At 63.4% G+C, this 26625-nt stretch carries 21 protein-coding genes, 1 tRNA gene, 1 other RNA gene and 1 pseudogene; 10 read left to right on the top strand and 14 right to left on the bottom strand.

Translation table 11 applies throughout. The features are described 5' to 3' along the window. Positions 1-250 precede the first annotated feature (250 nt). Genes SJH88_RS12320 through SJH88_RS12310 form a run of 3 tightly spaced genes read left to right on the top strand, consistent with a single transcriptional unit; the run spans position 251 to position 4537 of the window. Positions 251-1615, top strand: a complete 1365-nt coding sequence (locus tag SJH88_RS12320) for a sensor histidine kinase (protein WP_274754654.1) — start codon at positions 251-253, stop codon at positions 1613-1615. Further along, a complete protein-coding gene (locus SJH88_RS12315) occupies positions 1612-4077 on the top strand; it encodes a two-component system response regulator (protein ID WP_274754653.1) in 2466 nt (821 codons plus the stop codon). Before SJH88_RS12320 ends, SJH88_RS12315 begins: the two co-directional genes overlap by 4 nt. Beyond that, positions 4055-4537, top strand: coding sequence for a hypothetical protein (locus tag SJH88_RS12310; protein ID WP_274754652.1), 483 nt, complete (start codon positions 4055-4057; stop codon positions 4535-4537). Before SJH88_RS12315 ends, SJH88_RS12310 begins: the two co-directional genes overlap by 23 nt. Before the next feature lie 561 nt (positions 4538-5098). Here the strand turns inward: SJH88_RS12310 and SJH88_RS12305 are convergent. Continuing rightward, entirely contained in the window at positions 5099-5407 is a 309-nt protein-coding gene (locus SJH88_RS12305) for an HMG-box domain-containing protein (RefSeq protein WP_274754651.1), read from the bottom strand. Between the two features lie 603 nt (positions 5408-6010). On the opposite strand from SJH88_RS12305, the gene SJH88_RS12300 reads away from it, so the two are divergent. Continuing rightward, positions 6011-7141, top strand: coding sequence for a GGDEF domain-containing protein (locus SJH88_RS12300; protein ID WP_274754650.1), 1131 nt, complete (start codon positions 6011-6013; stop codon positions 7139-7141). Positions 7142-7194: 53 nt separating this feature from the next. Here SJH88_RS12300 and SJH88_RS12295 read toward each other — a convergent pair whose 3' ends face one another. Together SJH88_RS12295 and SJH88_RS12290 are read right to left on the bottom strand one after the other, a co-directional pair. After that, a complete protein-coding gene (locus SJH88_RS12295; RefSeq protein WP_210930696.1) occupies positions 7195-7899 on the bottom strand; it encodes a hypothetical protein in 705 nt (234 codons plus the stop codon). Between the two features lie 4 nt (positions 7900-7903). Continuing rightward, entirely contained in the window at positions 7904-8305 is a 402-nt protein-coding gene (locus SJH88_RS12290) for a GFA family protein (protein WP_274754649.1), read from the bottom strand. Positions 8306-8591: 286 nt separating this feature from the next. Between SJH88_RS12290 and SJH88_RS12285 the strand changes: the two genes are divergently transcribed. After that, positions 8592-8668, top strand: a tRNA-Pro gene (locus SJH88_RS12285). Positions 8669-8787: 119 nt separating this feature from the next. Here the strand turns inward: SJH88_RS12285 and SJH88_RS12280 are convergent. The 11 genes and pseudogenes from SJH88_RS12280 to gyrA all read right to left on the bottom strand — a co-directional run bounded on the left by SJH88_RS12280 (position 8788) and on the right by gyrA (position 22319). Next, positions 8788-9696, bottom strand: coding sequence for a DMT family transporter (locus tag SJH88_RS12280; RefSeq protein ID WP_210930698.1), 909 nt, complete (start codon positions 9694-9696; stop codon positions 8788-8790). 100 nt (positions 9697-9796) lie between these two features. Continuing rightward, positions 9797-10300 (bottom strand): flavodoxin family protein, encoded by a 504-nt coding sequence (locus SJH88_RS12275; protein WP_274754648.1) that lies wholly within the window; start codon positions 10298-10300, stop codon positions 9797-9799. Positions 10301-10452: 152 nt separating this feature from the next. Further along, complete coding sequence (lapB, locus tag SJH88_RS12270; protein WP_234688153.1) at positions 10453-11610, bottom strand: lipopolysaccharide assembly protein LapB; 1158 nt, start codon at positions 11608-11610, stop codon at positions 10453-10455. After that, entirely contained in the window at positions 11600-11905 is a 306-nt protein-coding gene (locus SJH88_RS12265) for a LapA family protein (protein WP_270152250.1), read from the bottom strand. Before SJH88_RS12265 ends, lapB begins: the two co-directional genes overlap by 11 nt. An 83-nt stretch (positions 11906-11988) precedes the next feature. Further along, the gene (locus tag SJH88_RS12260) at positions 11989-12300 is read right to left on the bottom strand and encodes an integration host factor subunit beta (RefSeq protein ID WP_270152251.1); all 312 of its coding nucleotides are present in this window, start codon (positions 12298-12300) and stop codon (positions 11989-11991) included. A 92-nt stretch (positions 12301-12392) separates the two neighbouring features. Beyond that, the gene (gene rpsA / locus SJH88_RS12255) at positions 12393-14075 is read right to left on the bottom strand and encodes a 30S ribosomal protein S1 (RefSeq protein WP_042417105.1); all 1683 of its coding nucleotides are present in this window, start codon (positions 14073-14075) and stop codon (positions 12393-12395) included. A gap of 160 nt (positions 14076-14235) precedes the next feature. Then, positions 14236-16269, bottom strand: a complete 2034-nt coding sequence (locus SJH88_RS12250) for a bifunctional 3-phosphoshikimate 1-carboxyvinyltransferase/cytidylate kinase (protein WP_270152252.1) — start codon at positions 16267-16269, stop codon at positions 14236-14238. A gap of 17 nt (positions 16270-16286) precedes the next feature. Then, on the bottom strand, positions 16287-17174 hold the full coding sequence (locus tag SJH88_RS12245) for a prephenate dehydrogenase (protein WP_270152253.1): 888 nt from the start codon (positions 17172-17174) through the stop codon (positions 16287-16289). Between the two features lie 9 nt (positions 17175-17183). Continuing rightward, a pseudogene (pheA, locus tag SJH88_RS12240) lies at positions 17184-18283 on the bottom strand (prephenate dehydratase). A gap of 135 nt (positions 18284-18418) precedes the next feature. After that, positions 18419-19525, bottom strand: coding sequence for a 3-phosphoserine/phosphohydroxythreonine transaminase (serC, locus tag SJH88_RS12235; protein ID WP_274754647.1), 1107 nt, complete (start codon positions 19523-19525; stop codon positions 18419-18421). Between the two features lie 112 nt (positions 19526-19637). Continuing rightward, positions 19638-22319: a DNA gyrase subunit A gene (gyrA, locus tag SJH88_RS12230; protein ID WP_274754646.1), complete on the bottom strand. Its 2682-nt coding sequence runs from the start codon at positions 22317-22319 to the stop codon at positions 19638-19640. 237 nt (positions 22320-22556) lie between these two features. Here gyrA and ompA point away from each other — a divergent pair, with 237 nt between their 5' ends. From ompA to SJH88_RS12205, 5 genes are all read left to right on the top strand, one after another. Next, positions 22557-23195 (top strand): outer membrane protein OmpA, encoded by a 639-nt coding sequence (gene ompA / locus SJH88_RS12225; RefSeq protein ID WP_042417086.1) that lies wholly within the window; start codon positions 22557-22559, stop codon positions 23193-23195. 79 nt (positions 23196-23274) lie between these two features. Then, positions 23275-23988, top strand: coding sequence for a bifunctional 2-polyprenyl-6-hydroxyphenol methylase/3-demethylubiquinol 3-O-methyltransferase UbiG (gene ubiG, locus SJH88_RS12220; protein ID WP_042417083.1), 714 nt, complete (start codon positions 23275-23277; stop codon positions 23986-23988). Beyond that, positions 23985-24659 (top strand): phosphoglycolate phosphatase, encoded by a 675-nt coding sequence (gph, locus tag SJH88_RS12215; protein ID WP_081888975.1) that lies wholly within the window; start codon positions 23985-23987, stop codon positions 24657-24659. Before ubiG ends, gph begins: the two co-directional genes overlap by 4 nt. A 12-nt stretch (positions 24660-24671) precedes the next feature. Next, positions 24672-25050: a transfer-messenger RNA gene (gene ssrA / locus SJH88_RS12210) on the top strand. Positions 25051-25227: 177 nt separating this feature from the next. Further along, the gene (locus tag SJH88_RS12205; protein WP_274754645.1) at positions 25228-26481 is read left to right on the top strand and encodes a tyrosine-type recombinase/integrase; all 1254 of its coding nucleotides are present in this window, start codon (positions 25228-25230) and stop codon (positions 26479-26481) included. Positions 26482-26625 lie beyond the last annotated feature (144 nt).

Below are 26625 nucleotides of genomic sequence, written 5' to 3'. Positions count from 1 at the left end.
CAGCAGGCCAGACAGCAGTTCTTCGGGTACGTCGTGTTTCTTGGTGTTCATAGTGTTTACGGACAGGCCGGCTTGCGCCGGCTGTTGATTGGCCGTTTACACAAAATTTTGCACACCCTCGCGCGCTTGATTTTTGGCACATACTGGGCACATCAGCGTTGAAAACTCAGGTGAATATGTGCTACCACTTGATGCGTTGAACCCGCTTTGGCTTGCGTCCATGTGCGCCATGTTCAGTGCCGAGTCGCCTGTGGGCAAGGCCGTCCTTGACAAGGATTTGCGCTACGTATTCATCAACCAGACCCTTGCCGACTTCAACGGGCGATCGACACAGTCGCACATAGGCCGCACTGTCCAGGAGGTACTCCCCGATGCCTTTCCCACCCTGGAGCCCCTGCTGCGCTCCGTGCTGGATCAAGGGGTGGTGCAAGGCAATCTGCATGTGAGCGTCGAGACGCCCAACTCCCCGGGTGGATTGAGTGAGTGGGAAGCCAGCTATTCCCCCATTCATTTGCCCGACGGCAGTGTCGGCGGGGTGTATGTGCAAGCGGTCAATCTGACCGCCAAGCTGCGCGCCGAGCGCGCGCTGTCCAACAGCGAGAAGCACCTGCGCCGTGTGCTTGACAGCCTGTTTGCCTTTGTGGGGGTGATGCAGCCGGATGGGACGCTGATTGAGGCCAACCGTGCGCCGTTGGATGCCGCCGGCATTCAGGCGCAGGACGTACTGGGACGGCCATTCTGGGACACTTTTTGGTGGAACTATTCGACGGACATACAGGATTGGCTGCGCAACGCGATCAACCGGGTCGCGCAGGGCCAGGTGGTCCGTGAAGATGTGACGGTGCGCATGGCCGGTGATACGCGCATGACCCTGGACTTCATGCTGGTGCCGATGCGCGATGACCAGGATGTGATCACCAACCTGATCGCTTCCGCCATCGACATCTCGGATCGCTTGGCCGATCAGCATCGCATCGAGGCCGCTTTGCGGGAGCGCACGGTGCTGCTGCAGGAAGTGCACCACCGGGTGAAGAACAATCTGCAGATCATCGCGAGCCTGTTGCGTCTGCAGTCGCGCACGGCGGTATCCGAAGTGCAGCAAGCCTTGCAGGACAGCCAGAACCGTGTCATGGCGATGTCCTTGACGCACCAACTCTTGTACGAGCGCAACGATTACTCGTCCCTGGAACTCGGGCCGTACCTGAAGCGTTTGGTGGGCAGCCTGCGCGATGCGCACGGGGATCTGCTGCGGCGCGTGCAAATGCGTGCGGACGTCCCTGATTCGGGCATCAGTATTGACCTGCAGCAGGCCGTGCCAGTGGCCCTGGTGGTCAATGAGCTGCTGACCAATGCGCTCAAGCACGGTTTTCCGGCAGGCCGTGCCGGCGAGGTGGTGGTGAGTGCGCGTGAGGCAGCGGGCCAGATCACGATCACCGTCTCGGACACGGGCGTTGGGCTACCGGATGGCGCCAGCCAGGGCACGATTTCCAGCCTGGGCTTCAGCCTGATTGGCCTGCTGACCGAGCAGTTGCAAGCCACCATCCAATGGCCCCCATCCGGCGCTCCGGGCGCCACTTTCACCCTTCAACTGCGATTGCGTGCCCCCCTACGATGAACAGCATCCCGAACGCATCCGATCTGAGCCCTACCGCCCGGCTCTTGATCGTGGAGGATGAGCGGATCGTTGCACTGGACCTCAAGCTGACGCTTGAAGCCTTGGGCTTTGAAGTGGTGTCCACCGTGGCCACCGAGGCCGATGCGGTCCGCATGGCGATGTCATACCGCCCGGATCTGGTGCTGATGGACATCAACCTCGAAGCGGGGGGCGATGGCATCAATGCGGCCGTCGAGCTGACACGTTTTGCCGATGTGCCGGTGATCTTCCTGACCGCGTATGCCGACAATGAAATCTTGCGCCGCGCCAGCGCCGTTGCGCCGTATGGGTACCTGGTCAAACCAGTGCAGCAGCGAGAGTTGAACGCCACGGTGCAGATGGCGCTGGCGCGGGTGCGCGCATCGCGCGAGCGACTGCAGGCGGAGCGGCGATTGCGCTTGGCGCTCGACAACGCGCGCATGGGGGTGGTCACACTGACTGAGGGGGCGGACCTGGTGGAGATCGATGGGCACTTTCCGCCGATTGCCGACAAGGCGCTGCGCGGGCTGCGGATGGGAGTGGAGCAGTTCCTGCAGCACCTCACCCATGATTCCCAGAACAAAGTCCACAAATTGCTGGAAGACGGTGAAGACCTGCACTTGCTGACGCGTTGGCGACGCATGAATGGCGAAGAGCGGCTGGGATGGATGGAGGTGCACGCGGGCTATGTGGTCAGCGAGCAGGCTGTGGTGGGGGTCTGCCGGGATGTGACGCGCGAGGTGGAGCGTGAAGAAGCCTTGCGTCAGGCGGCCGTGGTGTTCGAGTCGGCGGCCGATGCCATCCTGATTCTCGACCCCGAAGGGCGGGTGACCACAGCCAATCCGGCATTCACGCGGCTCACTGGTTGGCCCAACGCGGACATTCGCGGGCGGCACCCGAATGAGTTCCTGCATGCGCGCCGTGGCAGTGACCGGGAGCTGTTGAACGGAACGCCGATTGACTTTCTGGGTCACGCCGAAGTCGTTTGCCTGCGCCACGACGGCACCAGCTTCCCGGCCTGGGAGCACGTGGCCCCTGTGCGAGATGATTCAGGCAACGTGACGCACCGGGTGCTGACCTTCACGGATATTTCTGCCTTGCGCATGGCTGAGAGCCGGGTGCGTCACCTGGCGTACCACGATCCTCTGACAGGGCTTGGCAACCGCAACCAGTTGCGGGAGGTCCTGGCTAATCTGCCTGCCGCCGAGCCTGGCGATGAGGCCGAGTGGGTCTTGATGTTCATCGACTTGGATGGCTTCAAGGTGATCAACGACAGCCTGGGCCATGAAATCGGGGATTCGTTGCTGGTGGTGGTGGCCGATCGCATCCGTGGGGTGTTGCGGCAAGGGGATCAGGCAATCCGGCTGGGCGGGGGTGAATTCGTGCTCTTGGTGCATTGCGCCCATGACAGCGATATTGAAGGGCTGGCCCAGCGCCTGCTGCAGGTCATGCAGATTCCCCTGGACCTGGTGCCGGGGTCGTCGGTCCAGGTTTCTGCCAGCATCGGGGTGGCTGTCTTTATGCGCGACGGGGACACGGCCGACTCTTTGTTGCGCAGCGCCGATATCGCCATGTATGCCGCCAAGACTGCGGGGCGCAATCGCTTTGAGCGCTATCACCCCCGCATGGCCGAAGTGGCCAATGAACGGCTGGCGATCGAGCAGGGTTTGCTGCAGGCCATGCTCAACGGTGAACTGAGTCTGCATTGGCAGCCCCAGGTGTCGCTGGACGGACGGCGTGTGGTCGGGGCGGAAGCGCTGCTGCGCTGGACTTCGGTGCAGCTGGGGCAGGTGGGGCCAGACCGCTTCATCCCCGTGGCCGAAGAGAGTGGAATCATCCGCCCCCTGGGAACCTGGGTGTTGCGCCAATCGCTGGCCACTTGGGCCGAATGGTGCCGTGCGGGGCTGGTGCAAGGGCGGCTGGCCATCAACGTGTCGGCCTTGCAGTTGCAGGACGACACATTCATCGATGTGCTGGCGCGTGAACTCAAGGAGGCAGGCCTCCAACCGCAGGATCTGGAGATCGAAGTCACCGAGACCGCCCTGCAGCGTGTGCCACAGGTGGAGCAGCGCCTGACCCGCATTGCCGACCTGGGCATTCAGATTGCCCTCGACGACTTCGGGACGGGCTATTCCTCGCTGTCCATGCTCAAGCTGCTGCCCTTGAACCGGCTCAAGGTGGACCGCGCCTTTGTGCACGATGTGGTGACTACACCGTCGGACCAGGCGATTGTTCGCGCGATTGCGGCGATGGCGGATGCCCTGGGTCTGGAGCTGATTGCCGAAGGGGTGGAAGAGGAGGATCAGCGCCAGTGGTTGGCCAATTTGGGCTTCAAAGAAGCGCAGGGCTGGCTTTTTGCCAAGGCCATGAGTGGCGTGGATTTCATGCGCTGGCTTGCGGATCGCGACGGTACGTCAGGCCATGCTGACCAAGGTGGTGCCTGAATCCATGCCAGCGGTTGTCATTGTGCTGTTGCTGCTGGGGTGTTCGCTGCCGGCATTGCTTCCCGGTCGGCGTCAATTTGGCGCTGCGCTGGCCGTGGTCGCTGTGCTGCTGGTCGTCTTGGCGGTCCTGGCGTTGCAGTACCTGGAGGCCAACCCTGGTGGTGGCGACGGACCAGCCTTTTTCGCACTCGTCTTTCTGTTCGGTTTGGCCCAGGTGGTTATTCTGGCTTCGGTACTGGGCCGGTGGTTGGTGCGCTGGTTGGCCCAGAAACTGAGTGGGCGCGCGCGGCAGAAGGTCGTCCGCGGGCTGGTGGTGTTGTTGCTGCTTCGCTGGGGGGATGGGGCTTCCGGCATGGCGGTGGTTTTGGCCGTGCTCGTGGGTTTTCCGCCTTTATGGCTGGGCGCGGCATTGACGCTGTGGCCCGGTCAGGCATCCATGCCGGGGCGCTCGCCCTTGTAGCCGCAGGCCGCCCATGCCTTGCGTCAAGGTCGTTCCCATCTTTTGCTGCGTCACTTTGTAAGTTTTTCTTACAATTTGCGCAGGAGGAATTGGTATGCGCTGGTTATCGCGCTTGGCCTGCTGTGCGTTGCTGGCGTGGCATGGCGCTGCATCTGCCCAGGTGTGGCGATGTCCAGGACCTGAGGGTCCGATCTTCACCGACAAACCCTGCGTCTACGATGGCGCGGTTCTGCACAAAAACTCGGCCTGGGAGGAGCGGGTGCGTCCGACGCAGCCCCAGCCGCCGCGGCGCGTGGCGCCCGCTTCGCGGGCTGTGCCGGCGCAGGCTTCGCCGACGCAGCCAAGTGATGGCAACGACCTGCTCGCCAGCGAGGGGCATCCTGCCGAGCCGCCAGCCGATGTCCGTCCGAGGACACCCCCTCTGGAGAGTGCGGTCGCACCGCCCAGCACTCCACCACCCGCCACCGCGCAGCTGGAAGAGGACCGGCCCATGCCGCCGATGCCGTCCATGATTTCCATTTGTGCCGGAGGCTTTTGCCTGGGCCACTGAGTGCGGGGCGTTCAGCGTGTGTGGGGTGTGCCGACCGAGGTCGCCCAGGGGTCGTATTTGCTCTCCAGCCGGTAGTCGGGGTAGGCGCGCCGGTGTTGTTCCGACAGCCTGTGCAAGGCCAGGAACACATTGTCGGCAAAGCCCTGTCGCACGCTCGGGCGGTCATCGCGTGTGAGCGATTGCATGTAGGGCAGGAACCCCGGCTGCCCCCATAAAGCCAGCAGCTGCTTCCCGATGTGCGGGTGGGCGTGGTGGATGGTCTTGAAATCTGCGTTGTCTTCGAGCATGACGTTGCTCCCGGTGGCTGCGGTGAAGTGCACGGTGGATACCGCAGCGGGTCTTCAGCCTCGGCCCATCTTCCAAGCCCCCCTGCGTTGTGCCTGTCGGTGCAGGGCGCATTCCACCCCACGCCGAGCGCCAGTCCATGCGTGGGAGGCGCTGCGCCGGCACGGTCTTTGCTGGCGCAGTGCGGCATGCTGCGCCCCTGCGTGTGCGACGGGCATCAAGACGATGCCTCATGTGTGCTCGGCGAGCACTGCGTCGCGCACGCCGTCCAAGGAGGGCGGGAATCTATGGGAGCGCAATTTTGCGTTGGGGCACCACGACCCGGCGGATGGTCCCAAGCGCTGCACTGGAATTGCAACGGGATTCCAGGAGAAGTGCCAAAAAATGAAGAGAAATCAGCCTCTAGCGCTTATCTAATCAGTGCTGACAGCTATTAAAAATGCAATTCGATGGTGAGCCATGGCAAAGCCGCTGGTCTTGGCGCATCCGGTGGGCGGTGACGGGGTTGTGTGATCAAGGTTCCACGTGCAGCTGGCCATGCGATTGGCGGTGCAGGCTGGAAAGCGTCGATGCGCTAGCATCGTGGGCTTTTGTATACAGCTCTCACCGTTGGTGGTGTGGGCGCCTTCGGGAGAGCTATGAAAGACGCCCAGCAGGCCCGTGTGCGATGGCACCAGCTCAGCCTCTACATCGATAACCATTTGCATGACCGCTATCTGGCACCACCGTTGACGCTGGTGGTGGCGGCGTTGCTGACGCTGTGGGTGCCGGTCTGGCAGGCTGTGCTGTGGGCGGGGCTGGAGTTGGTGGCGATTGCGGTCTACACCTGTGTCTACCTGCAGTTTCGCCGCGCGGCGAAGCCACTGGATGAGGCCGTGTGGGTGCGCCGCATCGCCTGGGCGCATGGCGTCCACATGGCCATGTGGTCGTCCATCGTGGTGTGGGCCTATGTGCCCGGCAACCTGACCAGCCTGATGTTTGTGATGCTGGTGCATGTGGGCCTGATCTCCTTGACGGTGGTGATGAGCAACCCGCACCGCCGGCTGCTGATGTCTGATCTGGTGGCGCCGACGGTGGCCCTGGTGGCCCCGCCTGTGCTGGATGGCACGCTGTTCAGCGCCGGCCTGGCGCTGCTGGGCATCTTCTACATCGCCTTGATGCTGATGGTCGGCTTGAAAATTCATGCCAGTTCGACCGAAACCCTGGTGCTGCGCGAGCGCAACAGTGAACTGATCCGCGAACTGGAGCAGCAGCTCAAGACCGACGGGCTGACCGGCTTGAAGAACCGTGACCACTTCATCACCACGGCACGCAATGAGCTGGAGCGCCATGCGCGCTACCAGCAGCCGGTCGCGCTGCTGATGGTGGACATTGACCATTTCAAGCAGATCAATGACACCTACGGCCATCTGGCCGGTGATGAGGTGCTCAAGGCCGTGTCCAGCGTGTTTGTGGACATGGTGCGCACCAGCGATTGTCTGGCGCGCCTGGGCGGCGAGGAGTTCGCCGTGCTGATGCCGCAGACGGCGCTGGACGCCGCGATGGCGGCGGCGGAGCGCTTGCGCATGGCTGTGGCCAAGGTGCGCTGCCCGCTGGACGATGACGTGGTGGCGCCGACCGTCAGCGTCGGCATCGCGATTGCGCCCGATGGCAATGAAACCCTGTCCTCCCTGATGCGGCGCAGCGATTTGGCCATGTATGACGCCAAGGGCCGGGGGCGCAACTGTGTGGTGGTGGCGCCGGACCGCAACGCCAAGCAGGTGGCTTGAACGGCACAGTGCGCTGCAAGGCCGCGATGGCCTGGCCAGGAGCTGCGGGTTGTCTATCGGGCTTTCTGGCGTCGCACGTAGGTGAACTCTTGCGTGGCGTGGGGCAGCGTCAAGGTCAGCGCGTGCCCCGTCAGTTGAAGCGCCGCATGGTCAAAGCGCACTGCGCCGTAATTGCCAAGGCGGGCCCGCACCGTGAAGTGGTTGTGGGTGGGGTGCGCCGGGACCAGGACCGTCTCTGGGTAATACCTGAAGACCCCATGCAGGCTCAGGTGGATGCTGTCGATCGGGGGCGCAACGTCCCCGGCCTCCAGGGAATCCTGGGTGAGGTGGTCGGCCGTGAACGCCTGCCCGTCCGACTCGAAGTGAACGCTGGTGATGTAGGACGCCATGGGTGTGCCTTCCTCCAGGAATACGACGCGTGCACCGGGGTGGCTGGCCTGGCTGGAGCGGACGAGTTCGAACTGCGGATCCGTGGAGGAGGCTGTGGAGTTCAGCACAATCTGCTGGCCCCGTTTTTCCCAGGTTCCCACATCGGTTTCATCCGCCGAGCCATAGATGAGGAGAAACTTGTAGGTGCCATCGGCGCGCAGCTGGATGGCCGAGACCATTTCTCTCACCCCCTGGAGCTGGTAGGTGCCGACCGGGCTGGCGAGGTCTTGGGCCCGAACGGCCTGACCGCTGAAGCCGCTGCACGCCGCCATCCACAGTGCGGTGCACTGCAGGAGTCGGCGGCGGGATGGTGTTGGGAAACCGGTCATGGCGTCACTCCCCGTGCGCACACGCTGCGCCAAAGTCGGACCAGGTGGGCTTGGAGGCCATATGCACGTGCTTTTGCTGCTGGGGCATGAAGGCCGAGTCCAGCGTGCTCAGGGCGATGCAGATCCAGTCACTCCAGTTGCCGTGGGTGCGGGACCAGAACAGCGAGGACCCGCAATGCCCACAGAACTGGCGCCACACCGTGGCCGACGACGCGTAGGCGCGCAGGTCGGTGTCGCCGGCGGTGATCTGCAAGTCGTGACGCGGAACGGCGCCGTAGGTCGCAAAGGCTGCGCCATGGCTTTTCTGGCACTGGCTGCAATGGCAGTGGGTGACCGCTTGGGGCGCTGAATGCAAGCTGTAGCAGACCTTTGCGCACAAGCAGCTCCCGAGGTAAGTTTCAGACACAGGTTCAGACCTTCAGAGGCAAAACTGCCATCCTAACCACTGTGGCTGGGCAGGTGCGCGCGCAATCGATGGGTGCCGGCAGTACAGGCCTGCGGCACCTTGGTTGGGTGATCCCGGCAGGCGCGGGCATGTCCGGGCGATGGGGGCGCCGCTCTTTAAGCATGGGCAGGAGCAGACCAGCACGCCGCCCAGCCGCAAGGCATCGTGGTGCGCCTATCGATGTGGGGTGCCAAAGTGCGGCGCATTTCTTTTGGCGCCTTGAAAATCAGTTATACTTTTAGCTTGTCGGAGCGTAGCGCAGTCTGGTAGCGCATCTGCTTTGGGAGCAGAGGGTCGCGAGTTCGAATCCCGCCGCTCCGACCAAAATTGAAGGGCTAGATCGCAAGATCTAGCCCTTTCGTTTTTGGTGCGTTGTCTGTGGGTGTGTCGACTGGAATGTGCGTGCACAGCGCCAGAACTGGCGCTGTGCAAGGCCTCAGCGGTCAGCGGCGTCCCCAGGTCATGACCGCGGTACCGGCAATCGCCATCGCGCCGCCCACCAGCATGGGCGTATCGATGGTTTCACCCAGCAGCAGCGCCGAGATCAGTACGCCGAACAGCGGCACCAGGGTGATGTAGCCCGAGGCCGCGCCCGCGCCCAGCGCCTTGACGCCGTCGAAGTACCAGGCATAGGCCAGCGCGGTGGCGCCAAAGGCCAGGAACAGCAGGGCGCCCCAGGCGGTGCCACCGCTGTGCCAGGCCAGGCCCAGGCTGCCGGGGCCTTCGACGATCAGGCTGGCCGCCAGCAGCATGGCGGCGCCGATGGTGCTGGTGACGGCGGTGGTGGACAGGGCGTCCACACCGGTCAGCATCCAGCGGCCGATGAGGGTGTACAGCACCCAGCACACCACGCAGCCCAGAATCAGCAGCTCACCCAGGCCGATGCTGCCTTGCAGAATGCCCAGCGGTTGCCCGTGCGAGATCACGACCACCGCGCCCACCACGGCCAGCAGCATGCCGATGGCAATCGTGGGGTTCAGGCGTTCCTTGAACAGCCAGGCGGCCATCAGCAAGGTCATGACTGGATTCAGGGTGATCACCAGGGCCGCCTTGCCAGCCGGCAGGTGCTGCAGGCCCGACAGGAAGAACGCCGCGTAGCCAAAGACGCCGGTGGCACCGGCTGCCAGCATGCCCAGCCAGCGCTGGGGGCTCCAGTGCCGCAGCTGGGCAAAGCCGCCGGCCCAGTACATCCAGGGAATCAGCACCAGCGCAGCCAGTGCGAAACGCAGGCAGGCGCCCGCCAGAGGGGGCATGGATTGGGCGATGATGCGCCCCGCAGGCCAGGAGGCGCCCCACAGCACGGCCATGCCGACCAGCCGCAGGTGGGGTCCAAAGAAGGTGTTCGATTGCATGGGGTGTGACTATGCACCAGCGCCGCGGGCGTGGCGCCCAGTGGCTGGCGCTGTGGGCCATCGTGCGGTCGATGGCCTGGGGAGGAGCGGTGGAGATGGGCTAGAAAATGCCCAGGTACAGGCCGCTGGCCAGGACCGCGCCCAGGGCCTGGCAGGGTTCCAGCGCGGCCGCACTGAGTTGTTTGGGGGTAGCAATCGCCTCGGGTGTCTGGGCGTGGGTGCAGACGATCAGGGGCTCGGCCACGGGCTTGAGGCGCCAGCCCGTGGCAATGCGGGCGATCTGGCGGGCGGCGTTGCTGCCGTCGCTGCCTGCACAGACCAGGGTGGCGTAGGGACGGCCATTGATGCGGTCCAGGACTGCGTAATAGCTGCGGTCGAAGAAATCCTTCAGCAGGCCGCTGATGGCCGCCAGGTTCTCCGGGGTGGCAAAGACATAGCCGTCGGCCTGCAGCACATCCTGCGGACCGGCGTCGCGGGCGTGCAGCAGGCGCACATCGACTTCGGGCTGTGCCTGCTGCGCGCCCTGGCGCACGGCCTCGGCCATCTGGCGGGTGCCGCCGGTGTGCGTGTGGTAGACGATGAGCAGGGTGAGGGGGCGTTCCATGGCAGCAGCATACGCACAATCATTGCGTGTGAACGCTGAAAAAAGAGAGCTGTCTGCGCTGGTCAATTCACGGTTTCAGATACTTATGCATCTGAAATGGTCGTGATACCAGCGCGTACAGCTCTCTTTTTCTTGCCGGAGGATGGTGCGGCTTACAGCTCTTCGACGCGGCGGGCGGGGTAGCTGTCCCAGCTCTGGCAGCCCGGGCAGTGCCAGAAGTGCTGGCGTGCCTCGAAGCCGCAGGCGGCGCAGCGGTAGCGGCTCAGGGGCTTGCTGGCGTGCTCCAGCGCCTTTTGCACGGCGGGGTGGTGCTCTTCGTGCGTCAGGGGTTCACCGGCCAGCCATTTGGTGGCGGCGACCAGCGAGGGCTCCAGGCCCAGGTGGTGCACGTACCAGTCGCGGCGATCGCCCTGGCCTTCGGTGGGCGTGGTGTTCAGCGCCACCAGGGCATCCAGCAGATCCAGCGAGGGCGATTGGGCGTAGCGGGCGCGCAGCAGTTGCGCCGCCGCGGCCTGCTGGCCCGTGGCGGCCGCCACCTCCAGCATCAACGGCACGGCCAGCGGCAGGCCCTGGGGCGTGGTCTGGGCCAGTTCCTCCAGCGTCTTCCAGGCGTCGTGCGACTGGCTCAGGCGGTGCTGGATGCGTGCCAACTCGATGCGTGGGCGTGGGGTCTGCGGGGCCGTGCGCACGGCCTCGTGCAGCAACTGGCTGGCGGTGTCCAGCTGGGCGTGGCTGGCCTGCTCGGTCGCCTGTTCGCACAGGTAGTGCGCCAGGCGGCCGCTGAAGTCGCCCTGGTTGGCGGCCTGCATGCGGCGCGCGATCTCGGCCGCCTGCGCCCAGTCGCGCGAGCGTTCGTAGATGGCCAGCAGGGCCAGGCGGGCTTCGGCCTCGTAGGCCGTGCCTTCCAGGCGGCGCAGCGCTTCTTCGGCGCGGTCCAGCAGACCGGCTTTCAGAAAGTCCTGGGCCAGGCCGTGCTGGGCGCGCTCGCGGTCGTCTTTGCCCAGGTCGGCGCGCGACAGCAGGTGTTCGTGTACGCGCACGGCGCGGTGGTATTCACCGCGGCGACGGAACAGATTGCCCAGTGCGAAGTGCAGGTCCGCAGTCTCGGGGTCGTTCTGCACCGCTTCAATGAAGGCGTCGATGGCCTTGTCCTGCTGCTCGTTGAGCAGGAAGTTCAGGCCTTTGAAATAAGCCTTCGGCGCCTGGCGGTTGTCCTGGCGCACTTGGCGCAAGTCCATGCGCGAGGCCAGCCAGCCGAGGGCGAAAGCCACGGGCAGGCCGAGAAGAATCCAGCTGAGGTCAAATTCCATGGATCGTCGGGGGGATTGGTTCGGTGGGGGCGGGCGCTGCGGCCTGGGCTTCGGGCTCGGCCACGGTCTGGCTGAGCTTGGCGGCCGTGCTGCGCTGTTTCCACCAGCGCGGCACCATCACCAGCACGCCGGCCACCAGTCCGCCGACAAAGGCGGCCAGCACCACCAGCACCAGCGGCGCCTGCCATTGCGTGCCAAAGAAAAAGTGCACGGTGGCGGTTTGCTGGTTGTTGAGCGCGAAGGCGAACAGGGTGAAAAAAATGGCCGCCTTGAGCAGCCACAGCAGGTATTTCATGCGAGCCCTTCCTTGTTGCCCTGGATTTTAGGCGCACAGGGCGGCAGGCGGGCAATTCGTAGGGATGTCTCGCGCGCAGGACGTCAGTCTGCGGTCGGGGTGGTGGCAGGTGCGCTCTGGAAGTCCACGGCTTCGCGCAAGGCCTTGCCGGGTTTGAAATGCGGCACCCGCTTTTCGGGGATGTGGACCGATTCACCGCTGCGGGGATTGCGGCCAATGCGCGCAGGGCGGCGGGACACGGAGAAGCTGCCAAAGCCACGGATCTCGATGCGTTGGCCATGCACCAGGGCATCGCTCACGGCATCTTGGATGGTTTTGACGGCCTGCTCGGCATCGCGCTGTGTGAGTTGGGCAAAACGTGCGGCCAGCTCTTCAACTAAGTCAGATCGGGTCATGAAGCAATTATCCCAAGCAGTACCTGGAAAAGACGGCGGGCGCCGTGACAGCGCCCGCCGGGGTCTTGCTACCTGTGAATCAGGTGCAGACTTTACTTGTCAGCGTCCAGCTTGGCGCGCAGCAGTGCGCCCAGGCTGGTGGTGCCGGCATTTTCCTTGGAGGACTGGGCCGACAGGGAAGCCATGGCTTCTTGCTGCTCAGCCATGTCCTTTTGCTTGATGGACAGCTGGATGTTGCGGGTCTTGCGATCCACGTTGATCACCACAGCGGTCACTTCGTCGCCTTCCTTCAGCACGGAACGGGCGTCTTCCACGCGATCGCGGGACAGTTCGGACACGCGCAGGTAACCCACGATGTCGTCGCCCAGATCGATTTCAGCGCCACGCTGGTCCACGGTCTTGACCTTGCCGGTCACGATCTGGCCCTTGTCGTTCACGGTAGCGAACGTGGTGAAGGGGTCGCTGTCCAGCTGCTTGATGCCCAGGGAGATGCGCTCGCGCTCGACGTCCACGCCCAACACGATGGCTTCGACTTCCTGGCCCTTCTTGTAGTTACGCACGGCGGCTTCGCCGGTTTCGTTCCAAGACAGGTCAGACAGGTGCACCAGGCCGTCGATACCGGCAGCCAGGCCCACGAACACGCCGAAGTCGGTGATGGACTTGATGGGGCCCTTCACGCGGTCGCCGCGCTTGGTGTTCTGAGCAAATTCTTGCCAAGGGTTGGCCTTGCATTGCTTCATGCCCAGGGAGATGCGACGCTTGTCTTCGTCGATTTCCAGAACCATCACTTCCACTTCGTCACCCAGCGAAACCAGCTTGGAAGGAGCGATGTTCTTGTTGGTCCAGTCCATTTCGGAAACGTGCACCAGGCCTTCGATGCCGGGTTCCAGTTCCACGAATGCGCCGTAGTCGGCAATGTTCGTGACCTTGCCGAACAGGCGGGTGTTGGAAGGATAGCGGCGAGCCACGCCCATCCATGGGTCGTCGCCCATTTGCTTCAGACCCAGGGACACGCGGTTCTTTTCGGTGTCGAACTTCAGGATCTTGGCAGTGATTTCCTGGCCAGCGGTCACCACTTCGGAAGGGTGACGCACGCGGCGCCATGCCATGTCGGTGATGTGCAGCAGGCCGTCGATGCCGCCCAGGTCCACGAACGCACCGTATTCGGTGATGTTCTTGACCACGCCTTGCACGATGGCGCCTTCCTTCAGGGTTTCCATCAGCTTGGCGCGCTCTTCGCCCATGGAGGCTTCCACCACAGCGCGACGCGACAGCACAACGTTGTTGCGCTTGCGGTCCAGCTTGATGACCTTGAATTCCATGGTCTTGTTTTCGTAAGGAGTCAGATCCTTGACGGGACGTGTGTCGATCAGCGAACCGGGCAGGAATGCGCGGATGCCGTTGACCAGAACGGTCAGGCCGCCCTTGACCTTGCCGGAGGTGGTGCCGGTCACGAATTCGCCGGATTCCAGCGCCTTTTCCAGCGACAGCCAGGAGGCCAGACGCTTGGCGGTGTCGCGCGACAGGATGGTGTCGCCGTAGCCGTTTTCGATCGAGCCGATGGCCACGGACACGAAGTCACCCACTTGGACTTCGATTTCGCCCTGGTCGTTCTTGAACTCGTCGATTGGCACATAGGCTTCCGACTTCAGGCCAGCGTTCACCACCACGAAGTTGTGCTCAACGCGCACGACTTCAGCGGTAATGACTTCGCCGGGACGCATTTCAGTGCGTTGCAACGATTCTTCGAAAAGGGCTGCAAAAGATTCAGACATGTAGATCCTTACCCGCTTACAGATTTCCGGCAGCACCATTGCTGCGCGTTTTTAAGGCTGTAGGCGGAGGTGCAGGCAAAACCTGCGGGGTTAAAGGGTTGCAAACCGCATCACCAGTGCGTCAACGGCGCGAATGTGGTGTGCGGGCCGGGTGCCAGTCTCAAGCGCGGGGCGCAAAAGGCTGGCGCTGCTCCCACCAGGTCAAGATCTGCTGCACGGCTTGCTCAATCGTGCCTTCGGAGTTGTCCAGGTGAAGGGCGTCTTCTGCGGGTTTCAAGGGCGCTGCAGCGCGATTCATGTCACGGGCATCGCGGGCCTGAAGGTCCGCCAAAAGGTCTGCCATGTTAGCAGAAAGCCCTTTGGAAATCAATTGCTTGTAGCGGCGCTCGGCGCGGCACTCGGCGGTGGCCGTCAGGTAGACCTTCAGCGGGGCGTCCGGGAAGATCACGGTGCCCATGTCGCGGCCATCGCCGACCAGGCCGGGCAGCCGCCGGAAATCGCGCTGCACCTGCAGCAGGGCCTCGCGCACGGCGGGGAAGACGGCCACGCGCGAGGCGTTCATGCTGGCGTCCTCGGTGCGGATGGCCAGGGAGATGTCCTCGCCGTTCAGCAGCACGCGCTGATCGGGTGTGAAGCCGATGCGGGAGCGGCGGATCAGGTCGGCGATCGCTGGGGCGTTGTCCTCGGTCAGCGCGATGCCGGCGCGCGCGGCGGCCAGGCCGGTGATGCGGTAGAGGGCGCCCGAGTCCAGCAGCGCAAAGCCCAGGCGTTCGGCCACCAGACCGGCGATGGTGCCCTTGCCCGAGGCCGTGGGGCCGTCGATGCAGATCACGGGGGTGGGGCGCGAGGCCTGGGCCACGCCGAAGAAGGCCTCGAAATAGTCCGGGAAGGTCTTGGCCACGCACTTGGGGTCTTCGATGCGCACCGGCAGGCCGGCGGGGTTGAAGGCCGCCAGCGAGAAGCACATGGCCACGCGGTGGTCGTCGTAGGTGTGGATGCTGGCAGCGCGCCAGTCGGCCGCCGTTGCAGGGGGCGTGATGCGGATGAAGTCTGCGCCTTCCTCCACCGTGGCGCCCAGCTTGCGCAACTCGGTGGCCATGGCGGCGATGCGGTCGGTCTCCTTCACGCGCCAGCTGGCGATGTTGCGCAGCGTGGTGGTGCCGTCGGCGTACAGGGCCATGCTGGCCAGGGTCATGGCCGCGTCGGGGATGTGGTTGCAGTCCAGGTCGATGGCCTTCAGGGGCCAGGCGCCGCGCGTGATGTGCAGCCAGTTGGGGCCGCTGGTCACCTGGGCGCCCATGGCCTGGGCGGCTTCGACAAAGCGGATGTCACCCTGGATGGAGTCCTGGCCCACGCCTAGCACTTGGATGCCGTTTTGGCCGCCAGCGCCAGTGGCGATGGCGCCGAGTGCTATGAAATAACTGGCGGAGGAGGCGTCGGCCTCGACGTGGATGTCGCCAGGCGACTGGTAGCGGCTGCCGGCCGGAATCACGAAGCGCTGCCAGCCCTCGTTGCGCACGGTGATGCCAAAGCGCGCCAGCAGCTCCAGCGTGATGTGGATGTAGGGCTTGGAGATCAGTTCGCCCACCACCTCGATGCAGATGTCGCTGTCGCTGGCCAGCAGGGGCAGTGCCATCAGCAGCGCGGTCAGGAACTGGCTGGAGACATCGCCACGCACGGCGATGGGGGCATTGCCCAGCTGGCTGAAGTTGGGTTGGCCGATGCGCAGCGGTGGGAAGCCGGGGTTGCCCAGGTAGTCGATGTGGCAGCCCAGCTGGCGCAGGGCATCGACCAGATCGCCGATGGGGCGCTCGTACATGCGCGGCACGCCGGTCATCTCGAAGTGGCCGCCCAGCACGGCCAGGGCTGCCGTCAGCGGGCGCATGGCGGTGCCGGCATTGCCCAGGAACAGTTGCGCGCGCGCATTGTTGGGCAGGGCGCCGTCGATGCCGGTGATCTGCACCGGCTGGCCCGGGGTGACCTGGGCGGGCGTGACCTGGCAGCCCAGCTCGCGCAGCGCGGCCAGCATCACGCGGGTGTCGTCCGAGTCCAGCAGGTCGTGGATGGTGGTGGTGCCGGCGCTCAGGGCGGCCAGCAGCAGCACGCGGTTGGAAATGCTTTTGGAGCCGGGCAGTTGCACGCTGCCGCTGGCGGTGGCCAGGTGGGGCAGGTCAAGAAAGGCGGTCTGGTACATGCGTGAAATTCAAAGGTTCAGGCCGTGGGCGTGGTGGCTGTGGGCGGAAGGAAGCGGCACTGTGCCCGCGCGGTGCTGGCCAGGGTGATCATGGCCTCCAGGGCCTGGGCGTCACCCGTGTGCAGCACCTGCTCGAAGGCCTGCAGGGCGCGCTGGAAATGCTGGGCCTGGGCCAGCACCTCGTCCTTGTTGGCCATCAGAATGTCGCGCCACATCGCCGGATCGCCGGCGGCGATGCGTGTGAAGTCGCGAAAGCCGGGGCCGGCGACGCTCAGGAAGGCGTCGGCCTGGGGCTGGCCGATGACGCTGTGCATCATCGCAAAGGCCAGCATGTGGGGCAGGTGGCTGACGGTGGCGAAGGCGGCGTCGTGCGTCTCGGGCGACATGCTGCGCACGTCGCAGCCCAGGGCCTGCCACAGGGCTTCGGCCTTGTGCAGGTGGCTGGTCAGCGTGCGCTCGGTGGGGGTCAGGATGACCTTGGCGCCGCGGTACAGCTCGGCGTCGGCGTGCTCCACGCCGGCCACTTCCTTGCCGGTGTTGGGGTGGGCGGGCACAAAGCTGGCAATCTGGCTGCCCAGCGCGTTGCGCGCGGCCTGCACCACGTCGGCCTTGGTGGAGCCGACGTCCATGATCAGCATCTCGGGCGTGACCAGGTGCTTGATGGACTTGAGCGTGGCCTCGGTCGCCCCCACGGGCACGGCCAGCAGCACCAGGTCGGCGCCGGCGGCGGCCAGCAGGGCGGAGGGCGCCTCGACATCGATCACGCCCATCTGCAGGGCGCGGGCCGTGGTGGTGGGGGACTTGCTGTAGCCCACCACCCGCTGGACCAGGCCGGCTTTCTTCAGCGCCAGGGCGAAGGAGCCGCCCATCAGGCCACAGCCGATCAGGCCTAACTGTTCAAACATGCAGCCTCCTCACGCTGGCACGGGGTAGGTCCCCAGCACCTTGTAGAAGGCGGACAGCGCTTGCAGCTCTTGCAGGGCCTGGGCCACGTGGGGCTGGGCGGGGTGGCCCTCCAGGTCGATGTAGAAGTAATACTCCCACTGGCCGGTGCGGGCCGGGCGCGACTCGAAGCGCGTCATGGACACGCCGTGCTTCTTCAGCGGCACCAGCAGGTCGTGCACGGCGCCGGGACGGTTGGGCACGGAGATGACCAGGCTGGTGCAGTCCTTGCCCGTGGGCGCTGGCGTGGCCAGGGTGTGCGGCAGGCAGATGATGGCAAAGCGCGTGCGGTTGTAGGCGTCGTCCTGGATGGCGTGGCTGACGATGTGCAGGCCGAACTGCTGGGCGGCCCGCTCGCTGCTGATGCCGGCCCAGGTGGGGTGCAGGGCCGCCAGGCGCGCGCCCTCGGCGTTGCTCTCGACCGGGCGGCGCTCGGCGTGCGGCAGGTGCTTGGACAGCCAGGCGTGGCACTGGGCCAGGGCCTGGGGGTGGGCGGCCACGACCTCGATGCCTTCCAGCGTATTCGTGCTGCGCAGCAGGTGGTGGCGGATCAGCAGGCTGACCTCGCCCACGATGTGGCAGGGCGTGTTGCGGAACATGTCCAGCGTGCGGTTGACCACGCCCTCGGTGGAGTTCTCGACGCCCACCACGCCGTATTGGGCGCTGCCGGCGGCCGTGGCGTGGAAGACTTCCTCGAAGGTGTTGCAGTACAGGAAGTCGGCGGCGCGCCGAAGTACTGCACGGCGGCTTCCTCGGTGAAGGTGCCTTCCGGGCCGAGCACGGCCACGCGCTGGGGCGATTCCAGCGCCAGGCAGGCGGACATGATCTCGCGCCAGATGGCGGCCACGTGCGCGCCCTTGAGCGGGCCGGGGTTGTTGCTTTTGATCTTCTCAATGACCTGGGCCACGCGGTCGGGGCGGAAGAAGGCCGTGCCTTCCTGCTTCTTCAGCTCGCCGACCTGTTCGGCCACGTGGGCGCGCTGGTTCACCAGGCTCAGCAGCTGGCGGTCCAGGCTGTCGATTTCGTTGCGCAGCTTCAGCAGCTCGGGGCTGGCTTGCGGTTCTGTGCTCATGGCATCCTCAAAATTCAGAGCTGTCTGCGCAGGTGTTTCAAGCGGTTCAGGTGAAAAAACCTCTGAAACCTTGAACCATCAAGCGCTGACAGCTCATTTTTATGTGTGTCCCGTGCGGGGGGCACCGGGGCAGGCTCAGGCGCTGGTGCGCTCGAATTCCTGCATGTAGGCCACCAGGGCCTGCACGCCAGCCAGGGGCATGGCGTTGTACAGGCTGGCACGCATGCCGCCCACGGACTTGTGGCCCTTGAGCTGCAGCAGGCCGGCGGCCTTGGCGCCGGCCAGGAAAGCATCGTTGCGGCTTTCGTCGCGCAGGAAGAAAGGGATGTTCATGCGCGAGCGGTAGGTGGCATCCACCTTGTTCAGGTACAGCTGAGAGTTGTCCAGGTACTGGTAAAACAGTTCGGCCTTGGCGCGGTTGCGCGCTTCCATCGCGGCCACACCGTGCAGGTCGCCCTCGGTCTGGCGCAGCAGCCACTGGAAGGTGAGGCCCGCCATGTAGATGCCCCAGGTCGGGGGGGTGTTGAACATGGACTGGTTGTCGGCCACGGTCTTGTAGTTGAAGGCCGAGGGGCAGATGTCCAGCGCCTGGCCCAGCAGGTCATCGCGCACGATGACGATGGTCAGGCCGGCGGGGCCGATGTTCTTCTGCGCGCCGCCGAAGGCCAGGCCGACGCGGCTCCAGTCCAGCGGGCGCGAGGCGACGTTGGACGAAAAATCGATCACCAGCGGTGCATCGCAGCCCAGGGCCTGCAGGTCGGGCAGCTGCTGGAACTCCACGCCGTGGATGGTCTCGTTGCTGCACAGGTGCACGTAGGCAGCGTCCTGGGACAGCTGCCAGCTGGCCGCGTCGGGCACGCTGGTGAAGCCGCTGGCCTCGCCGCTGGCGGCCAGGTGCTGGCGGGCGTACTTGCCGGCTTCCTTGAAGGACTTCTGGCTCCAACTGCCGGTGACCACGAAGTCCACCGTGCCACCCTTGGACAGGTTCAGCGGGACGATGGCGTTCTCGGCCAGGCCGCCGCCCTGCATGAACAGGATGTGGAAGTGGGCGGGCACGGCCAGCAGCGTGCGCAGGTCGGCCTCGGCGCGCTCGTAGATGCTGATGAATTCCTTGCCGCGGTGGCTCATCTCCATCACGCCCATGCCCGAGCCGCCCCAGTTGAGCATCTCGTCGGCAGCTTGCTGCAGGACTTCTTCAGGGATGGCGGCGGGACCGGCAGAGAAATTGAATGGGCGCTTCATGGTGGGCAATCAAATCACGCGCCAACGGCCGAAAGGGGAGCGCTGGCAGCTATCAAAAAAACGATCTTAGGCGAAAAAACACCCCACAGCTTGCGCAGTGGGGTGTCGTGGTTCAGGACTCGGCGGGCGCCTGCGGTGCCTCGCCGTTGTCCGTCTCTCCGTCGCCATCGCCGTCGGTGCCGGTGGCATCGTTCTCGGCGATGCGCTGCAGGCCGATCAGCTTGGCGCCTTCGTCCAGGGCCATCAGCGTCACGCCTTGCGTGGCGCGGCCCATCTCGCGGATCTCGGCGACCCGGGTGCGCACCAGCACGCCCTTGTCGGTGATCAGCATGATCTCGTCCTCGGCGCCGACCAGGGTGGCGGCCACGACCTTGCCGTTGCGCTCAGACTGCTGGATGGCAATCATGCCCTTGGTGCCGCGGCCGTGGCGGGTGTACTCGCTGATGTGGGTGCGCTTGCCGTAGCCGTTTTCGGTCGCGGTCAGCACGCTTTGCGCGCCGGCCTCGACGTTGCCCGAGCCGTCATCGGCTTCGGCCACCAGCATGGCGATCACGCTCTGGCCTTCGTCGATGTTCATGCCGCGCACGCCGCGGGCATTGCGGCCCATGGGGCGCACATCGTTTTCGTCAAAGCGCACGGCCTTGCCGCCGTCGCTGAACAGCATCACATCGTGCTTGCCATCGGTCAGTGCCGCGCCGATCAGGTAGTCGCCTTCGTCCAGGCCCACGGCGATGATGCCGGCCTTGCGCGGGTTGCTGAACTCGGTCAGCGCCGTCTTCTTGACGGTGCCCATGCTGGTCGCCATGAAGACGTAGTGGTCTTCAGGGAAGCTGCGGTTGTCGCCGGTCAGTGGCAGCACCACGTTGATCTTCTCGCCGTCCTGCAGCGGGAACATGTTGACGATGGGGCGGCCGCGCGAGTTGCGCGAGCCCGAGGGCACTTCCCAGACCTTGAGCCAGTACATGCGGCCGCGGTTGGAGAAGCACAGCAGGTAGTCGTGCGTGTTGGCGATGAACAGCTGGTCGATCCAGTCGTCTTCCTTGGTGGCCGTGGCCTGCTTGCCGCGACCGCCCCGCTTTTGCGCGCGGTATTCGGACAGCGGCTGGCTCTTGATGTAGCCGGTGTGGCTGAGCGTGACCACCATGTCGGTGGGCGTGATCAGGTCTTCGGTGGACAGGTCCTGCGCGCTGTACTCGATGGTGGAGCGGCGCGCGCCCAGCTTGGATTGGCCGAATTCGGCCTTCAGGGTGGTCAGCTCGTCACCGATGATGACGGACACGCGCTCGGGCTTGGCCAGGATGTCCAGCAGGTCTTCGATGGTGGACATGATCTCGCGGTACTCGGCCACGATCTTGTCCTGCTCCAGGCCGGTCAGGCGCTGCAGGCGCATCTGCAGGATTTCCTGGGCCTGTGTGTCCGACAGTCGGTACAGGCCATCCTGGCCCAGACCAAATTCGCGCTCCAGCGATTCCGGGCGGTAGTCGTCGGCATTCACCACGCCACCGTCTTCGCGGGTGCGGGTCAGCATCTCGCGCACCAGCTTGCTGTCCCAGCTGCGGGTCATCAGCTCGGCCTTGGCCACGGGGGGCGTGGGGGCGTTGCGGATGATGGCGATGAAGTCGTCGATGTTGGCCAGCGCCACGGCCAGGCCTTCCAGCACATGGCCGCGGTCGCGCGCCTTGCGCAGCTCGAACACGGTGCGGCGGGTCACCACCTCGCGGCGGTGCTGCAGGAACACCTGGATCAGGTCCTTGAGGTTGCACAGCTTGGGCTGGCCGTCAACCAGTGCGACCATGTTGACGCCGAAGGTGTCCTGCAACTGCGTCTGCTTGTAGAGGTTGTTCAGCACCACCTCGGGCACTTCGCCGCGCTTGAGCTCGATCACCAGGCGCATGCCGGACTTGTCCGACTCGTCCTGGATGTGGCTGATGCCTTCGATGCGCTTTTCGTGCACCAGCTCGGCCATGCGCTCCTGCAGCGTCTTCTTGTTCACCTGGTAGGGCAGCTCGTCGACGATGATCGCCTGGCGCTGGCCGCGGTCGATGTCCTCGAAGTGCACCTTGGCGCGCATCACGATGCGGCCACGGCCCGTACGGTAGCCTTCCTTAACGCCGTTGATGCCGTAGATGATGCCGGCCGTGGGGAAGTCGGGCGCGGGCACGATTTCCATCAGGTCGTCCACGCTGGCTTCGGGGTTGCGCAGCAGGTGCAGGCAGGCGTCCACCACCTCATTCAGGTTGTGGGGCGGGATGTTGGTGGCCATGCCCACGGCAATACCGGCCGAGCCGTTGACCAGCAGATTGGGCAGGCGCGCGGGCAGCGTCAGCGGCTCACTTTCGGAGCCGTCGTAGTTGGGGCCGAAGTCGACGGTTTCCTTGTCGATGTCACCCAGCATTTCGTGGGCGATCTTGGACAGGCGGATTTCCGTGTAACGCATCGCCGCCGCACTGTCGCCGTCGACCGAGCCGAAGTTGCCCTGGCCGTCGACCAGCATGTGGCGCAGCGAGAAATCCTGCGCCATGCGCACGATGGTGTCGTACACCGCACTGTCGCCGTGCGGGTGGTACTTACCGATCACGTCCCCGACGATACGCGCCGACTTCTTGTACGGGCGGTTCCAATCGTTGTTCAGTTCGTGCATTGCATACAGCACGCGTCGATGCACAGGCTTCAAGCCATCGCGCGCATCGGGGAGGGCGCGCCCCACAATCACGCTCATGGCGTAATCAAGGTAGCTGCGGCGCATCTCCTCTTCAAGGCTGATAGGCAAGGTTTCTTTGGCAAACTGGGTCATGTAGTGGTGCAGGGTTGTGCAATGACGACGAAGTGGGCCATTTTAGAAGGAATGTATTGTTGCTGATGGGCAACATCTCACCGGCATTAGGCTTTTGTCCTACCTCAAGCACCAGGGCTAGCGAGCCAATCGAATATTCCGTATGGCACAATGATTTCCAGCGTTCTTGGTGATAGTCACTGATGACGTGCATGAATTTCGCAGCTCGGCTGCGGCTTAATCCCCAAGAGGAGAACCATGAAGAAACTGAACAAAGTAGCGATCCTTTTTGCTTCCGCCGCTCTGGCAACTGCAGCTGGCGCTCAAGTGAAGGCTGCCGACGGCGGCAAGGCCATCGACAACTGGCAAAACGGCACCGGCGAACTGGTGTGGAAGAACGGCACCAACGAACTGTGCTGGCGCGATGCCAACTGGACGCCTGCTACAGCCGCTGAAGGCTGCGACGGTGCTCTGGTGAAGGCTGCCGCTCCTGCTCCAGCCGCTGCTGCTCCAGCTGCCGCTGCTGCTCCAGCTCCTGCTGTGGCTTCGAAGGTGACTTTTGCTGCTGACGCTTTCTTTGACTTCGACAAGGCTGTGCTGAAGCCCGAAGGCAAGGCCAAGCTGGACGATCTGGTGTCCAAGGTGCAAGGCATCAACCTGGAAGTGATCGTGGCTGTCGGTCACACCGACTCCGTGGGTTCCGATGCTTACAACCAGAAGCTGTCCGAGCGCCGTGCTCAAGCTGTGAAGGCTTACCTGGAGTCCAAGGGCATCGACAAGAGCCGCGTGTACACCGAAGGCAAGGGCGAAAAGCAGCCCGTGGCCGACAACAAGACCAAGGATGGCCGCGCGAAGAACCGTCGCGTGGAAATCGAAGTGGTCGGTACCCGCAAGTAATCTTTCGCAGATTGCGTCAAAAAGCCCCGGTCACGGGGCTTTTTTATTTCTGTCTTGAACTCGTAGCACAATCACTTCCATGACCGATTCGATCAATGTGGATCCAGCAGAGCTGGAAAAATTCTCGAGCCTCGCCCACCACTGGTGGGACATGGAAAGCGAGTTCAAGCCGCTGCACATGATCAATCCATTACGCCTGGGATGGATTGACGAGTTGGCCTCGCTCCAGGGCAAGCAGGTGCTGGATGTGGGCTGCGGTGGCGGTATTCTGGCGGATTCCATGGCGCGCAAAGGCGCCCATGTGACGGGGATTGATCTGGCGACCAAGTCCTTGCGTGTCGCGCAGCTCCATGCCTTGGAGACGGGAACTCCCAATATCCAGTACCGTGAGGTGCCCGTTGAAGCTCTGGCGGCAGAGCGTCCCGCCAGCTTCGACGTGGTGACCTGTATGGAAATGCTGGAGCATGTGCCAGATCCTGCATCGGTGGTGCAGGCCTGCGCTCAACTGGTCAAGCCGGGTGGCTGGGTGTTTTTCTCCACCATCAATCGCAATCTCAAATCCTATGGCTTGGCGATTGTGGCGGCGGAATATGTACTGAATATGTTGCCCAAGGGCACGCATGAATTTGAGAAATTCTTGAAGCCCAGTGAAATGGCTGGTTTCTGCCGTCGGGCCGGGCTTGCTGTGACGCATTCCAGAGGTCTGCAGCACAACCCGTTGACGGGGCGCTACTGGCTTAACGAGGATTGCAGTGTGAACTACATGCTGGCCACGCGCCGCTCCCACGTATGAGTCCGAAGTTGCATCAAGTCGATGCGGTACTGTTTGATCTAGACGGTACGTTGCTCGATAGTGCCCCCGATCTTGGCTTCGCAGCCAATCAGCTGCGCATTGATCGTGGCCTGCATCCTTTGGAACATTCGCACTATCGTCCTTTCGTAGGTACCGGTGCGCGCGGGATGTTGCGGATTGCCTTGGGCATCACGCCGGAAGCCGATGATTTCAATGTGCTGAGGGAAGAGTTCTTTAGGGCTTACGAACGCTGTATGGGGCATCATTCCCAACTATTCTCTGGGGTTGAATCTCTGCTACAGGATTTGACGGCGAATGCATTGCCCTGGGGGATTGTGACCAATAAAGCAGAGCGCTTTGCTTTGCCCATCGCGCGTTCTATCTCAGTTCTGGCAAGTTCTGGTGCGGTGATCTGTGGCGATACCACGGCCTATTCAAAGCCGCATCCTGCCCCTTTGCTGGAAGCTGCTCAACGCTTGGGCGTTGATCCTGGTCGATGCATCTATGTGGGTGATGATGAACGCGATATGGTCGCGGCCCGTGCCGCTGGGATGAAGGCTGTAGCGGCCTCATATGGTTACCTGGGTGGTGTGGACTCCGTTGCAGCCTGGGCACCGGATGCTGTGATTGACTCGCCCTTGGAGCTAACACGCTTTCTAGGATTGAATTAGAATAACGTTCATGGGGCTGTCCTGGTTTCGACGTGGGTTCGGGATCAGTGTGGTGCATGTCGAGCTTGAGTGATGCTCGTAAATCTCCATTCAAAAAACTAACTGCAAACGACGAACGTTTCGCACTCGCCGCTTAAATCCGGTGAGCCTTGCAACAGCACGCTGATGGGCTGGGCAAAGGGGTAGCAATACCTCTCGGCTGCAAGGGAATTCACATCAGCTGGCTTGGTACCGGGCACCTTGGTATTGGGCAAGATTCAAGGGTGCTGGCCTTGTTTGAAGCGTGTGTCTGCGCGGCGTACAGGGTGAGATTAAAAATCAGAACACTAAACATGTAGATCTGCCTGACGAAGGCTTGCGGACGCGGGTTCAATTCCCGCCAGCTCCACCATATACCCATCTTTGATGCTCTCGCATCACCTCAAAAACCCGCTCTCTCCTAGAGGAAGCGGGTTTTTTCTTGTCCTGCGTTGTCTTGCTGGATACCATTCCATCCCATCATTTTGTTGGTATTTTTGTTGGTAGGTGACGTACCAACAAAGGTAGGTACCAACACCCCGGAGTTGGTATGCCTCTCACAGACACTTTCGTTAAGCAGATCAAGCACTCAGGCCGGCCTGCCGGTGACAAGCACAGCGATGCACAGGGCCTGTACTTACATGTCAAAGAGGCGGGCAAGTATTGGCGCTTGGCTTACCGCTTTGGTGGCAAGCAAAAGACGCTGGCCTTGGGTGTCTACCCAGCAGTGAGCCTAGCGAACGCGCGGCGCAAGCGGGATGAGGCCAGGGAGCAGCTGGCTCTGGGTGCTGATCCCAGTGTGCAAAAGCGCGTCCAAAAGATGCAGTCAACCCAAGCCGCGGCCAATACCTTTGAGGCGGTGGCCAGGGAGTTCCACGCGACCAAGGCTGATAGCTGGAGCCCTGGGCACTCCATGCGCTGGATGCGCAGCATGGAAAAGGATGTGTTTCCGACAGTGGGCAAAATGCTGCTGCCCGATGTCACCGCTCCCCTGATGCTGACCGTGCTCCGCAAGGTGGAGTCCCGAGGGGCCAGGGAGACTGCCAGCAAGCTCAAGGAGCAGTCCGGGCAAGTCTTTCGCTATGGCATCCAGACGGGCCGCTGTAGCTCAAACCCGGTTCCAGATTTGTCCGGAGCTTTGGCGCCAGTCGTTGTAAAGCACATGGCGGCAGTGCTGGATCCCAAGGCTGCAGGCGCGTTGATGCGCGCGATTGACGGTTACCAAGGGCAGCCTTTGACACGTGCTGCCTTGCTGCTCTCCGCTCTGCTGTTCCAGCGCCCGGGCAACATAAGGGCCATGGAGTGGGCGTGGATCGACTTTGAGGCTGCAATGATGACCATCCCTGCAGCCAGCATGAAGCGAACGATTGAGGGGAAGATTAACGGCCGGCCGCACTTTGTGCCGCTGGCTCCACAGGCGATTGAAGTCCTGAAAGAAATTCACGCGCTCACTGGCCATGGCCGGTACGTTTTCCCCAGCGCACGCACCGGGGAGAGGCCCATGAGTGACGCGACGGTGGGGGCGGCACTTAGAAGGCTTGGCTACACCAGCGATGAAATGACCGCGCACGGGTTCAGAGCCATGGCCAGAACGCTTTTGATTGAGCGGCTGCCAGGTATTCAGGCGGATGTGATCGAAGCGCAGTTAGCGCACGGTAAGTCTGGCCCACTGGGTGCCGCCTACGACCGAGCGGACTACATGGAGCAGCGCAGGCAATTGATGAGCATTTGGGCCAATTACCTTGATCAGATCAAGAATGGCGCAGAGATCATCCAGTTCAAGCAGGCAGGAGTGGCTGCATGACGCAGGGGGCGGATGGCAGCTAGCGACCCAAAGCGGTCTTCGATATTTCATCTAAAAGACTCCCGAAAACAACGCTTTGCGATGGAACAAAAAATGCTAGGATCGCGCCGCTAGCGCCAACTTCAGCACCAAAGACACATAACT

Origin of the sequence: Comamonas sp. GCA5 (assembly GCF_036541385.1) — a bacterium.
GTDB classification, from domain to species: Bacteria; Pseudomonadota; Gammaproteobacteria; order Burkholderiales; family Burkholderiaceae_C; genus Comamonas; species Comamonas aquatica.
The sequence above is the reverse complement of the archived record's forward strand: the minus strand, read 5'-3'. Positions and strand labels throughout refer to the sequence as shown.

Excerpts from the sequence above, each read along its gene's own strand:
- gph (WP_081888975.1), top strand. The coding sequence starts at position 23,985 with ATGAGTCCGAAGTTGCATCAAGTCGATGCGGTACTGTTTGATCTAGAC.
- SJH88_RS12205 (WP_274754645.1), top strand. The coding sequence starts at position 25,228 with ATGCCTCTCACAGACACTTTCGTTAAGCAGATCAAGCACTCAGGCCGG.
- serC (WP_274754647.1), bottom strand. The coding sequence starts at position 19,525 with ATGAAGCGCCCATTCAATTTCTCTGCCGGTCCCGCCGCCATCCCTGAA.
- SJH88_RS12265 (WP_270152250.1), bottom strand. The coding sequence starts at position 11,905 with ATGAAATACCTGCTGTGGCTGCTCAAGGCGGCCATTTTTTTCACCCTG.
- SJH88_RS12300 (WP_274754650.1), top strand. The coding sequence starts at position 6,011 with ATGAAAGACGCCCAGCAGGCCCGTGTGCGATGGCACCAGCTCAGCCTC.
- rpsA (WP_042417105.1), bottom strand. The coding sequence starts at position 14,075 with ATGTCTGAATCTTTTGCAGCCCTTTTCGAAGAATCGTTGCAACGCACT.
- SJH88_RS12315 (WP_274754653.1), top strand. The coding sequence starts at position 1,612 with ATGAACAGCATCCCGAACGCATCCGATCTGAGCCCTACCGCCCGGCTC.
- SJH88_RS12295 (WP_210930696.1), bottom strand. The coding sequence starts at position 7,899 with ATGACCGGTTTCCCAACACCATCCCGCCGCCGACTCCTGCAGTGCACC.
- ubiG (WP_042417083.1), top strand. The coding sequence starts at position 23,275 with ATGACCGATTCGATCAATGTGGATCCAGCAGAGCTGGAAAAATTCTCG.
- SJH88_RS12245 (WP_270152253.1), bottom strand. The coding sequence starts at position 17,174 with ATGTTTGAACAGTTAGGCCTGATCGGCTGTGGCCTGATGGGCGGCTCC.
- SJH88_RS12260 (WP_270152251.1), bottom strand. The coding sequence starts at position 12,300 with ATGACCCGATCTGACTTAGTTGAAGAGCTGGCCGCACGTTTTGCCCAA.
- gyrA (WP_274754646.1), bottom strand. The coding sequence starts at position 22,319 with ATGACCCAGTTTGCCAAAGAAACCTTGCCTATCAGCCTTGAAGAGGAG.
- SJH88_RS12310 (WP_274754652.1), top strand. The coding sequence starts at position 4,055 with ATGCTGACCAAGGTGGTGCCTGAATCCATGCCAGCGGTTGTCATTGTG.
- lapB (WP_234688153.1), bottom strand. The coding sequence starts at position 11,610 with ATGGAATTTGACCTCAGCTGGATTCTTCTCGGCCTGCCCGTGGCTTTC.
- SJH88_RS12275 (WP_274754648.1), bottom strand. The coding sequence starts at position 10,300 with ATGGAACGCCCCCTCACCCTGCTCATCGTCTACCACACGCACACCGGC.
- SJH88_RS12280 (WP_210930698.1), bottom strand. The coding sequence starts at position 9,696 with ATGCAATCGAACACCTTCTTTGGACCCCACCTGCGGCTGGTCGGCATG.
- ompA (WP_042417086.1), top strand. The coding sequence starts at position 22,557 with ATGAAGAAACTGAACAAAGTAGCGATCCTTTTTGCTTCCGCCGCTCTG.
- SJH88_RS12250 (WP_270152252.1), bottom strand. The coding sequence starts at position 16,269 with ATGTACCAGACCGCCTTTCTTGACCTGCCCCACCTGGCCACCGCCAGC.